General features: G+C 60.4%; 10 protein-coding genes. 3 read left to right on the top strand and 7 right to left on the bottom strand.

Going from position 1 to position 11,233, the window contains the following annotated elements:
* Window positions 1-962: 962 nt before the first annotated feature.
* Window positions 963-1,193, bottom strand: coding sequence for a DUF6074 family protein (locus LB565_RS29560; RefSeq protein WP_224589598.1), 231 nt, complete (start codon window positions 1,191-1,193; stop codon window positions 963-965).
* A gap of 391 nt (window positions 1,194-1,584) precedes the next feature.
* On the opposite strand from LB565_RS29560, the gene LB565_RS29555 reads away from it, so the two are divergent.
* A complete protein-coding gene (locus tag LB565_RS29555; protein ID WP_224589597.1) occupies window positions 1,585-1,788 on the top strand; it encodes a hypothetical protein in 204 nt (67 codons plus the stop codon).
* Between the two features lie 136 nt (window positions 1,789-1,924).
* On the opposite strand, the gene LB565_RS29550 is transcribed toward LB565_RS29555, so the two are convergent.
* Both LB565_RS29550 and LB565_RS29545 read right to left on the bottom strand, forming a co-directional pair.
* Complete coding sequence (locus LB565_RS29550) at window positions 1,925-2,200, bottom strand: hypothetical protein (protein WP_224589599.1); 276 nt, start codon at window positions 2,198-2,200, stop codon at window positions 1,925-1,927.
* Window positions 2,201-2,366: 166 nt separating this feature from the next.
* Window positions 2,367-2,576, bottom strand: coding sequence for a cold-shock protein (locus tag LB565_RS29545; protein WP_095769174.1), 210 nt, complete (start codon window positions 2,574-2,576; stop codon window positions 2,367-2,369).
* 265 nt (window positions 2,577-2,841) lie between these two features.
* Here LB565_RS29545 and LB565_RS29540 point away from each other — a divergent pair, with 265 nt between their 5' ends.
* Together LB565_RS29540 and LB565_RS29535 are read left to right on the top strand one after the other, a co-directional pair.
* Window positions 2,842-3,222 carry a DUF2285 domain-containing protein gene (locus LB565_RS29540; protein ID WP_224589596.1) on the top strand — a complete coding sequence of 127 codons (381 nt, stop codon included), beginning with the start codon at window positions 2,842-2,844 and terminating at the stop codon, window positions 3,220-3,222.
* Window positions 3,223-3,556: 334 nt separating this feature from the next.
* Window positions 3,557-6,727: a CheR family methyltransferase gene (locus tag LB565_RS29535; RefSeq protein ID WP_224589595.1), complete on the top strand. Its 3,171-nt coding sequence runs from the start codon at window positions 3,557-3,559 to the stop codon at window positions 6,725-6,727.
* Between the two features lie 3 nt (window positions 6,728-6,730).
* Here the strand turns inward: LB565_RS29535 and LB565_RS29530 are convergent, their stop codons facing one another.
* The 4 genes from LB565_RS29530 to LB565_RS29515 form a co-directional block, all read right to left on the bottom strand.
* On the bottom strand, window positions 6,731-7,069 hold the full coding sequence (locus tag LB565_RS29530; protein WP_181177045.1) for a response regulator: 339 nt from the start codon (window positions 7,067-7,069) through the stop codon (window positions 6,731-6,733).
* Window positions 7,070-7,640: 571 nt separating this feature from the next.
* Window positions 7,641-8,702: an aromatic ring-hydroxylating oxygenase subunit alpha gene (locus LB565_RS29525; RefSeq protein WP_224589594.1), complete on the bottom strand. Its 1,062-nt coding sequence runs from the start codon at window positions 8,700-8,702 to the stop codon at window positions 7,641-7,643.
* 526 nt (window positions 8,703-9,228) lie between these two features.
* Window positions 9,229-10,617: a tyrosine-type recombinase/integrase gene (locus LB565_RS29520; RefSeq protein ID WP_224589593.1), complete on the bottom strand. Its 1,389-nt coding sequence runs from the start codon at window positions 10,615-10,617 to the stop codon at window positions 9,229-9,231.
* Between the two features lie 12 nt (window positions 10,618-10,629).
* Complete coding sequence (locus LB565_RS29515; RefSeq protein WP_224517536.1) at window positions 10,630-10,878, bottom strand: hypothetical protein; 249 nt, start codon at window positions 10,876-10,878, stop codon at window positions 10,630-10,632.
* Between the last annotated feature and the right edge of the window lie 355 nt (window positions 10,879-11,233).

Raw genomic sequence — 11,233 nt, 5'->3', positions numbered from 1 at the left:
AAGAAGCTCGCTCTGCGCCAAGCCGCATGACCAGCCTCGTGGCCGCCCCTTTTGCAGAACTTGACGCACACAACCGATTTCGGTGGCACCAGCAGGCCTTCGCATGAAGCTCCGGGCTGGCTCACGCCGCTTCCCAAACCTGGTTCAGAATTCGCGCAGCAGCATTGGGAGATGCGGGGCGGCCAATAGCCGATTCTTCCGGTTTGGCGTCGTCAAAATTTGCCAGGCAACGTCCTGTGGACGAAGCCGTTTCCAGCGGCTTTCGCTAAGAAACGATCTCTTAACAATCATTGTTAGTAAAGAAATTGTACCTAGTGGATCAGGCAAGGAACATGGCCGTGCCTTGCTGCCACCAAGCCAACGGCAACCCGCGCGATCGAAGCGCTGGCTGAAGCTGGAATTCTCGTTCGAAACGACCGGCAAGAAGCGTGAGCGCAGCTTGCCTACCGATCCTATATGGAGCGTCTGCGGATAGGGACGGCTTTGCCTGATCGCAAATGACACGAACGGGTCAGGGCTGGCGACATCGGACCTCACATCGCGTAACTTTGCAGCTTGCATTGCGACAACCATAAATCACTTCGATGCGCCAGAAGTGGACGGTTGCGCCACCCTAATCAGAGAATGTCCGCTTCGCGCCCAATGCCAGTCATTGTTTGGCCGTTGCAGACCCTCCGAAACCAGCCATAGCTGCGCGAGAATTTCAGGCGGTGATGTTGTCCGGTTTGAACATCATCCATTCCATCTTGGGCTCGAGCCAGGGAGCCAACTTCAGAAAGCGTGGCAACGCCCTAGCCCTTACGAGAGCGCGCGTGAGCTCCGCAACGCGCGGTCCGAGCGTCACGAATTCCTCGCGGCGAGTGACGAAGGTCAACTGGCGCGAAAATCCCGGTCCCGGCAGCGGTATCACCTCTACGCCGTCGACATAGGCAGCGCCCTGGAGCAGGCCGGAGAGGCAGCGGCTAGGCGGGTACGCTGCAGAGCAAGGCCGCCTGAACGGCGTCGAAGAAGCGACGGACCTCAGCGCGCGCATCGTTGGCGTCTTGGCCCCGTTCGGTCGCGACCGAAAGCAGATGCGTAGCAGTTTCCCGCCAGAGCGTAGCCGCCTCGTCACTCGGAAGGCGAGCAATTGCGTTCGCCACGATTCGAATGGCGGGAAGTTCTCGACTAATTGGGAAGGCATGCACCGACATGGACCGGATGACCCGCAAATGTTCCACGCCGAACCTATCGATCGAAAGGAAATAGAAGCTTAAGGGTCGCGGCCCAAGCCATTCGCCAAGACCGCGTCGCCAATGTTGCCGCTGCCCTTCCGCCACGGTTTTGAGTCTGAAGCGCGACTCGCTGCCGCATGAAGATAAGCGGAACCTAATATGCGCCGGCTGCTTATGCCAAAATGAGTACACGCGGCGCAAATTTCCTGGAATATGGATGGCAGAGCATCTGCCGGATGCGGTGACCAACGACCCGGCCGCGATAAACGATCTAGCCGACCAAGCGATGGAAGCTGCGGACCGAGAGGGCATCGCGATAAGCGAGATCTATGAGTAAGTCGGCAGCGTCTTTGAAGTGATCGCGGCGGCGATGCAGCACCGCGATGGCTTGCTCGTGGCAGATCTCGCCACCTTTGATCTCTTGGCCGGCCGGTTGTCCCGAGAAGCAAACATATCCGAGGAGCAAGCCCACGATCTGGTCGGACGTTTCGGCACCGATTGGGAAGTCCTGCTCAACGAAGCCCATTTTATGAAAGAACTTGAAGGCCGCCTTGGTGAGGTGAAGGAACAGTAGGCGCTGCCCCGGCGGGATTGACCGCTGGGGCATTTAGGAACGGACGATTTTCCCCGAAAAATCCTCCACGCGATATCGCGATCATCTTATTCCGCTCGCGTAATCGCCCGGGGTCCGAGCCCGAACACCGTTTGGTTCAGATGCGATCAAAGGTGAAGGACGTTAGAAGGCTAGTGACGAAATTGCTTGCCTTCTCTTTGACGAGAACCTCGGTCCATTCGTCGTTCCCTCGGAGCCTAAGGTCCGTGGAGATGCTGTCTATCGCAGACTCTTCGAGGCGCTTAATATGGGACAAGAATAAAGCCTCGTCGCCTGTTTTATAGATGTCCCGCACGACTAACCGGAGAATTTCCTGGATTGCGATTTGCCACGCGGTATTAATTGTCTGAAGCTCGTTCATTTTGTTTGTCATCGAGATTTCCTCGATCATCTTGGCTTCGGCCCGCCGCCAATATCCATTTATTCGAAGCGCACATTCCGCCGAAATTAAAAAAGGTCAGGCAGATTTGCCTAACCCCCATTAGGTCTCATGCTTTCACAGTGCCAGTACATCCGTGGTCAAAGGAAAGCTGATCCGATTAGACGGCCTGCAGCTTACCGGCCGACATCTTGCCTGACTTGCTGTCCCGCTCAAGTTCGTAGCCAATCTTCTGGCCCTCAACGATTTCACGCATACCGGCGCGCTCGACCGCAGAGATATGAACGAACGCATCGGCGCCGCCGTTGTCAGGCTGGATGAAGCCGAAGCCCTTGGTGGAATTGAACCATTTAACTGTGCCAGTGGTCATGATGAACCCTTTCATAGCAATATTGAGCCAAGGCAACGCGAACGCGCTGCCGATTGAAGATGACGATTTTGAAAGAAAGTTCGTTCAGGGCGCGTTGCCAAGCGCGCGATAACCAAAGCTCAGCCAGCAATATCGACGACCAGTTCCTATGCTGCCTTGCCACTTGTGTCAACTTTTGGTTTTTCGGGTCCTCGATTGCAACTTATTGATGTGCAAGCGATACGAACTTCGGATTTAGCTTCTCCACCGGAGATCAACTGGGGTCGTGAACCTTGTCGAGGTTCCGCCGGATGTGCAAACGCGGGAGGGCAGCGGCATCATACCGTTGGACGACATGGCGCACGACCGGCTGCAAGCTATCGAACGGTTCATCCGCTTGAGCCACAGGCAACACCTTCCCGATCCCCGATTGACCGCGGCTCAGCGCCGGCGCCTCGGTCACATGCTGCGATGCTTGGATGGCCGGGAAGAGCAGGCATCCCATTTTGAAGTCGCGACCGCCTTGTTCGGTCGGCGACTGGTCAGCGCCGCCGACTGGCACGACTCGGCTTTTCGATATCAGAAGCGTCGATTAGTGCGCGACGGCTTGAAGATGGTCGAGCGCGGCTATCGCCAATTGCTTCGTGCGCGACGGCGCCTTTCCTGAAGAGAACCCGACGTCCCCTGGTTCACTTTTTGCGATGTCTGCAGGGCCGGCCTGGATCCTGAAGTGAACGGGAGCTTTGCGCCCCCATGTCGGTCGCTAGACGGGCAGCTTAGGATTTCCGAAACCTGCCGTTCATGAGGCCCGCCTCCACGTCACATCGCCTTTGCCCAGCCCGCCCGCGGGGCGACCGTTTTCCCGGTCCGGGAGACAGTTTCCGCCGCGGAAACCCACTCGCACGCGAGGTGCTGCCCGACAGCCGCTGTCGGGCCGGGGGGTCGCGGCCGAAGGGAAACATCTATAGGCTGGAAACGACGCCAATAAGGACGGCAAGAACATGGCAGGGGCACCCCCCAATGACGGCGATAGGGCTGCCGACGATAACGCTGAAGCGAAAGCGACGAACGACACGCCCCCCATCGTGGGCATCGGGTCATCGGCCGGAGGCGTGGCCGCTCTGCAGAACCTTGTCAGCAACATACCGGCGGACAGCGGCATCGCCTGGGTGCTTATCCAGCACATGGCGCCGGATCGGCCGAGCGAACTCACGAGCATTCTTGCGCGCAAGGCAGACTTACCAGTGGAGGAGGTTACGCACGACACGCGCATCGAGGCTGACAAGATCTATCTGATAGCGCCGGGGCAAGTGATGACGATCCGCGAGGGCGTGCTGCGCCTCGCGCAGGACGGCGACCCGCTCGCGCGGCGCACCAGCATCGACGCCTTCCTTGTCTCGCTCGCCGAGGATCAGGGGGAGCATAGCGGCTGCGCGCTTCTGTCAGGGGCGGGGACTGACGGTACTCTCGGCCTTAAGGCGGTGAAGGAGGCGGGCGGGCTGACGCTGACCCAGACGCTTCAAACGGCCGAATACGACAGCATGCTGCTGAGCGCCACGCGTACTGGCCTCGTCGACCGCGAGGCCGACGTCGCCGACATGCCCGGGCTCTTCGCCGACTTTCTGGTGCGGCGCAAGCCCATCACGAGCGCTGTCGAGGTCGAAGATGGCGAGAGGCGCGAGATCTGCGACGTGCTTCGCCGCGCAACCGGCCACGACTTCACCGACTACAAGTCCAGCACGATCGACCGGCGCATCCGTCGGCGAATGCAGATGCAGGGCATCGACACGCTGTCCGCCTACGTCGACCTGATGCGCAACGACCGCCGGGAGCCCGAGCGGCTGTTCCGCGACCTGCTGATCGGGGTCACCCAGTTCTTCCGCGACACCGACTTGTTCGCGGCGCTGGCCGCGAAGGTACTCGGCCCGATCATGGAGGAAAAGACCGAGGACGACGAGGTGCGGGTCTGGGTTCCGGGTTGCGCCACGGGCGAGGAGGCCTACAGCTTGGCGATCCTGTTTCAGGAGGCCCGGGCGAAGATGGAGAGCCCGCCGGAGGTGAAAATCTTCGGCAGCGATATCGACGAGGCCGCCCTGCATTTCGCCCGTGTCGGCCGCTATCCGCACAGCATCGCCGCCGATGTCACCAAGGAGCGGCTGGAGCGGTTCTTCGAAAAGGAGGATGGTCACTACACCATCCGTCCGCAACTGCGCGAGATGTGCCTGTTCGCCCAGCACAACCTGCTGCGCGACCCACCGTTCTCCCGCATTGACCTGCTCTCGTGCCGGAACGTGCTGATCTACATGAACCCGGGATTGCAGAAGCGGCTGATGCCGGTGTTCCATTACGCGCTCCGGCCCGGTGGCTTCCTGTTCCTCGGCCCTGCGGAGAACGCGGGGCACGACAAGCTCTTCGGTGAGTTCGACCGGAAGCACCGTATCTTCCGCCGGCTAGGCGAGACCGCGCGGCTGCCCGAGTTTCCTATCGCCGGCGGCGACGGCAAGAATCGTCAGCAGATGCAACGGCAGGACGGCGCCACGAAACCTGCCGTAAGCGATCCGGCATTCCGTACTGCGCAAAAACTGCTTGAGCGCTACACGCCGGCCTATGTCATCGTCGATGGCGACTTCGAGATCCTCGATGCTTCGACGGGCACCGGCGCCTTCCTCGAACTGCCGCGCGGCCGGCCGAAGGCGAATCTGGCCGCGATGGCGCGCACCGAACTGGCCGTGGACATCAAGGCGGCCGTCGCGAAAGTGCTGACTTCGGGCGAGCGGCTCGTGCGCGATGATCTGATCCTGGGCCATGACGAAGAGCGCCGCTACCTTACTCTGATCGTGGAGCCCCTGACCCGGGCCGACGCGAGCGAGCGCCGTTGTCTCGTCGTCTTTCAGGCAGGAGCCGCCGCGATGGCGGAGACCACCGAGCGGGCAAGGCAGCGAGGCGGCGACGAGGAACTCGTACGCGCGCTGGAGCTGGAGCTTCAGACGACGAAGGAACGGCTGCAGAGCACGCTGGAGGAGTTGGAGACCTCTAACGAGGAACTTCGCGCCTCGAACGAGGAACTCTCGTCGGTAAACGAAGAACTGCAGTCCTCCAACGAGGAACTGGAAACCTCGAAGGAGGAACTGCAGTCGATCAATGAGGAGCTTCGCACGGTCAATAACGAGCTTTCGACGCGGGTTGAGGAGCTGAGCCGCGCCAACAGCGATCTGAAGAACCTTTTCTCCAACACCCGCATAGCGATGCTCTTTCTCGATGCCGAGTTCCGCATCCGCAATTTCACGCAGCCGGCCAAGCCGCTCTTCCGGCTGCGCGACCACGACATGGGGCGGCCGCTGGACGAACTCGCCGGCGGCGTCGACCTCGGCTCCCTGAAGCAGCAGGTGGCGGAAGTCATCCGCAGCGGGGAGCAGATCGAGAAGGAGGTCGAGGTGCGAAACGGTGAGCCCCAGACGCTGATCATGCGCATGCTGCCCTATCGCGGCGAGAACGACGTGATTCAGGGTGCCGTTCTCACATTCATCGACATCACCGAGCGCAAGCGGTCTGAAGAGCGGCTCTCAGACATGGTGTCTGAGCTGAACCATCGGGTGAAGAACAACCTGGCCAGTGTGCAGTCCATGATCCGTCAGGCGGCCAAACACACAGAGACGAAGGACGAGCTACACAAGGTGCTCACGGGCCAGCTACACGCAACGGCCGCATCGCACGACATCCTCTCGCGCGGCGACTGGAAGGGCGCCAGGCTGCGTGACCTCGTCGGCGCCGTCTTGTCCCCCTTCGTCGGCGAGGGACTCGACGGGCTGAGCATCCAAGGACCCGAGGTCCATCTGAAGCCGCAGGTCGTGGTCGCGCTCGGGCTGATCCTGCATGAGCTCGCCACGAACGCGTCGAAGTACGGCGCGTGGTCCACCGGGACGGGACGGGTTTCGTTGAACTGGACTCGGGTCATGACCGACGGCGATGAGCTGAGGATCGAATGGGCGGAAAGCGGCGGCCCGCCCGTTGCTCCGCCCGAGAGCAATGGTTTCGGCCTCAAGTTCGTCTCGCGGTCTACCCAGCACGAACTTCGCGGCATCTGCGACCATCAGTTTCCCTCCGCCGGCTACCGCTGCGTCATAGTCGCGCCTGCAAAAGCCATGTTGATGGATCGCGATGAAAATCGCTGAGGCTCATCGCCGCGCGAGACCGAGCGCGTCGAGTGCAGCAAAGAGCGCGACCTCAGTGAGCGGCTTGTGCAGAACCTGACACTGTTTGAAGCGCTCGGGCACCTCCATCGTCGAATAACCCGTCGCGATTACAAAGGGAACGCCATGCTCATGAAGCAGATCGGCGACCGGCCAGACACGCTCACCGCCGAGGTTCACGTCGAGGACCGCGCCGTCGAGGTCGTTCTGCCGCACCGCCAACAGCCCTGCCTCGACGTTGGAAACCGGCCCGACAGGCACGCAGCCGCACTCGCCGACCATGTACTCGACATCCATTGCGATGAGGACGTCATCCTCGATCACGAGGATTCGTGGCTTTCGGTTTTCAATTGAATCCACCTCATTGTCCCCAAAGGAACACAACCGCTTTGCCGCAAGAAAGTTCCGACGTTCGTGTGGCCAGCCGTCGTTCCAGGAACTGCTGGTGGCAGCATCGAAAACCGACCGGGCAGCAGCTAGGGCCAACTTGGGTCTGCGCATAGCTTTCGAAGTAAAGGATTGAGCATGTTCGGTGGCTTCAACTGGAGAACGTCGGACCCCGGTCCGTCTCCTCCGCCGGAGAACCCGCAAGCCAGGAGCTACGCGATAAGCCAGGTCCGGTTTCTCAATACCGCCAGCAAGACGAGACCGTCTGGACTCGGCCCCCATCTAGACATTGAGGCTCCGGCCGGTAAGAGCGCCCCCTGTACTTGGTCGTCAAAGCCGCGTTCGCCGATCGCCTGAGCACATGCTGAATGCTCTCCGGAGCGGGCTCCGATTCCCGCGACGCGCGTAACTCGTCTTTCCGCGCCCGTCCTATACCCTCGACTGGCCGGGGCTCTCGTGCCGGCGCCGAGCCGGAGCACTCTCCGGCGGACAAGGACGCCAGGGGCGGTCACAGCCCCAGTGCCGCAGCGACCCGTTCTTGGAAATACTGCACTCCCCGCTCATGCCGGCCCGAAAGCGGGCCGGAGCTATAGGCCCCTGCGGCATAGTTGCGATGCGTATCGGCGCAGATGGAGTAGTCCTCGCGTACCACGGCCAGGGTGCCTTGCACAGATTTCGACCTGCTCTCGGATGCTTCTGCAGAGGTGTCGGCAAAGAAGAAATGGTAGTGCTGGTCTGTGTGATGCGGTGAGGTCGGGTTGATCCGGCTAACGTTCATGCCGCCGTCGAAAAGCGACAGCGTCCAGTTAGGCCACATCCAAAGCCATTTGCCGCGATAGAACAGACCGTCTTTCGGCGGTGCGGTCATCCGGACATAACCGGGATGGGCGGTTGTCTGGAAAGCTTCGAAGTCGATGGCAGCGTAGAACGAGGGATGTGTGCCAGGGATGTGGTAGCCTTCGACGAAATTGTCGGTGTAGATCTTCCAGTTCGCCGCAAAGCTGACGGTGGCCTGATCGGTGGCGGCATAGGTCTCCAACGGCTCGTCCGCCAGTTCGGCGGGCAGAGAGCCAAGTTGATCCAGAAGACTTTCCTTCGGGTCGAGTGCCGCGAAGAGCAACCCGCGCCACTCGGACAATTGCACCGTCTCCAGCGGCCAGTTCTCGGCGATGATCGCGGGATCCTTGCCATACCACGGGGCCTGCACCAGCCGTCCGGTGTCGGCGAAGGACCATTTGTGATAGGGACAAACGATCAGCCCACATTTGCCCGCGCCATCGGCCAGAAGTTTCGCCCCCCGGTGGCGGCAGACGTTCTTAAATCCCCGCAAGGTCCCGTCTCTGCCGCGGATGGCGAAGATCGGCGTGCCGGCGATGTCGATGGCAAGGTATTGACCGGACGTCGCGACCGAGGCGACAGGCCCCATGAACTGCCAGGTGTGCGCGAAAATGTTGGCTCGTTCCTGCTGCCAGATATCATCACGGACGTAAAGGGAAGGGTCCAGGTTCAGATATTGCACGGGCGGAGTGTCGAGTGGCGGATGGTCGGGCCGCAAGTTGTCTGGCGTCATAGGCTAACCTCGAGTTGCTGCCATCCTGTCGTAAGCGGGGCGACATCGCAAGGGAATGGGCTCTGCTGCGCAAAGCCTGTAAGCCGACGTGCAATTTTGGCTCCAACGCAGATTTGCTGGAGTTGCGGCCCCAATTCGCCGACCTAGTCGTCGACCGCGAGCATCACGTCGGATGCCTTAACCGCAGCACAGGTTCCAGGCCGACTTCGCAGCCCAGTTTGTCGTTCGCCTGATGAGGGGCGGGTATCAGAATGGTGCGGTTCGCTCGCGACGGGGATGGGGCCGTTGCCGAATGGCAGCTATCCGCCGAGTGCGACGAAACGCGACCGTCAGCAGCCGGCCCCTTATCTGCTGTGGGAAATCATTTCCCAGCTGCGGTAGGCCTGAAGACGCGAGCGGCGGATTGGGGTGGGATTCGGCTCCTCCGCTTCTGAGCGAAAGGGCAGCGAAGCGGACGTAGCCGTCCCGACCGCTCCCGGCCCAAATCGGTCGGGCGCCGATGGGCCAAGCAGCGTCAGCTACCGCATCAGGTAGGCACATGATAGCCGCCGGGGACGGCATGCGCGCCATCGGCCACATACCAGCAGGATGGTTGAGAAACGGTGGGTCCAGCTAGACAGGCTGCGGAACCATGCGGAAAGATACGGGAAAGTTCTCGATTTTCGCCCACGAAAAAACCAATAAAATCAACGGTATGAGGCCGCCCTCCGGGCCCACCATTATCGTTATTTATCAACGGCTTACGGGCAGGTTCGCCAATAGGTTCGCCAAAAGGTTCGCCAAGCATGGGCTTGCGCGTCACAAGACGCACGACTCGATCCATTCCCTGGACCGCCAGCCGAACCTGCGATGCCTCGCGCGAATAGAGTTCGGCATGATCGATGTCGTCGTGACCGAGCACATCCATGAGCTGTCTGGTTGAGGCCTCTGCCTCGGCGAGATAAACGCCAAGCGACTTTCTCAATCCGTGCAGCGTCAGCCCTTTCGGAAGCCCGGCGAGCTTGCACCAATGAGCCATGGTGCCGGTCAGGGATTTGGCGGAGAAGGGCTGGCCATAAGCCGTGACCAAGACCGTTTCGCCGCGCTTGTCAGTGGCATTGAGGATTTCCGCAAGCATCGGTGTAATCGGAACGAAAAGCCGCTTGCCTCCGGTCCTGGTCTTGTTCTTGGCCTGCGTGATGTCGAATCCGTCGAACTGACGTTCCTCGCCATGGATCATGACCCTGCGTGTGACCCTCTGGTCCCATCGCAAATCGGCGACATCGCCGCGACGATTGCCCAGCCAAAGCGCGAGGCCATAGCAGGTGCGTGCCGCCGTGCCGAGCGGCCAGCGCTGTTCAAACTTCTGCATCGCTTCGCTTGGCCAAGCCTTCCAGCCTGTGTAGGCGGGACGCCATTCCACAGCTGCGGTGGGATCGATTTCGATCCAATCCAGGCGTATCGCGACATTGACGAGTTTGCGTATTGCGACCAGCAGGTGCTTAGCCTTGTGTGGTGTGGCGATGAAGCGTCCCAGAAGCTCCTCGACGTGCACTCGCCGCAGGTTCTTAACAGGCACATCGCGCCATGTAAGGGGGTGATCATCGACAACCCGCCGGCCCAGAAATTCCTCGATCAGACGGCTGTTCTTGAATTTCGTACTCTCATCATGGGCGAGCCACTTGACCGATGCCTTCAATCTCTGCTCCGCCGCACCGAAGGTTCCCGGCAAGGCAGCACCCGGCATGGTTACAACCAGCGCTTTGTGAATCTTTCGGCCCTCGACTGCGGCTTGATAGGCTTCCTTGAAACCGACATCGTTCGGGGCGGGCAACGTCACCAGACGTCCGTTGGCGCGGTAGCGCCACCGCGTGGTTCCATGCCGATCCTTGTAGGAAGACAAGCCCGGATATTTGTCTTTCAGGCGCTGTTCCATCAGGGGCCTAGACTATTCTCGACGGTGATTCCCTTGCAAGAGAAAGTCGACAATATTCTCTTCATCGTCGCCGGGGAGATCGGCGAACGCGGCCTCCAGTTTGAGGCGATCCCAGATTACACGACTATCTATTTTCTTCGGCTTTGGCATGCGGCGGTCAGCGACCATTTGGTCAAATTTGGTTACGCCTACTCCGACATAGCGAGCGGCCTCTTCACGTGAGAGACCCCGAGGAGGGTAGGGAAGGGAGTCGCTTTTCATGGCATCGCCGCCGGCATATGTCCGCCTAGTGCACGGACTTCTGTTCAGAGATCAGGATCTAGAGTGCATCAACCTTCGCCGGAAGGGCGCCGATCAAGCACTGCGGCAAATTGCGGTCACGGCGTATAAATAGGATGGTTGTGTGTGTTCAGGTGTTCGAGTCGGGAGAGCGCTACCGCCTTTCCCCCCGGGTCAGAGACCATGCGATTTTTCTACAGTGTCGGGCGTGATGGGCCTCTCTCGGTGCCGCTAAGACCTGTAGGGAACGTAAGAGTCTGAGGTAGTGTGCTGAGAGTTCTGCAAATTCGCTGAGAGAGGGCGGTCATGGCAGGCTGGTGATTGTTCAAAGTCACCT

The sequence above is a fragment of the Mesorhizobium sp. CA14 genome, from assembly GCF_020165195.1.
GTDB lineage: Bacteria > Pseudomonadota > Alphaproteobacteria > Rhizobiales > Rhizobiaceae > Mesorhizobium.
The sequence above is the reverse complement of the archived record's forward strand: the minus strand, read 5'-3'. Positions and strand labels throughout refer to the sequence as shown.

Bases quoted from the DNA above. Each gene is read 5' to 3' on its own strand.
- LB565_RS29560 (WP_224589598.1), bottom strand. From the start codon at position 1,193: ATGTCGGTGCATGCCTTCCCAATTAGTCGAGAACTTCCCGCCATTCGA.
- LB565_RS29555 (WP_224589597.1), top strand. From the start codon at position 1,585: ATGCAGCACCGCGATGGCTTGCTCGTGGCAGATCTCGCCACCTTTGAT.
- LB565_RS29550 (WP_224589599.1), bottom strand. From the start codon at position 2,200: ATGACAAACAAAATGAACGAGCTTCAGACAATTAATACCGCGTGGCAA.
- LB565_RS29545 (WP_095769174.1), bottom strand. From the start codon at position 2,576: ATGACCACTGGCACAGTTAAATGGTTCAATTCCACCAAGGGCTTCGGC.
- LB565_RS29535 (WP_224589595.1), top strand. From the start codon at position 3,557: ATGGCAGGGGCACCCCCCAATGACGGCGATAGGGCTGCCGACGATAAC.
- LB565_RS29525 (WP_224589594.1), bottom strand. From the start codon at position 8,702: ATGACGCCAGACAACTTGCGGCCCGACCATCCGCCACTCGACACTCCG.
- LB565_RS29520 (WP_224589593.1), bottom strand. From the start codon at position 10,617: ATGGAACAGCGCCTGAAAGACAAATATCCGGGCTTGTCTTCCTACAAG.
- LB565_RS29515 (WP_224517536.1), bottom strand. From the start codon at position 10,878: ATGAAAAGCGACTCCCTTCCCTACCCTCCTCGGGGTCTCTCACGTGAA.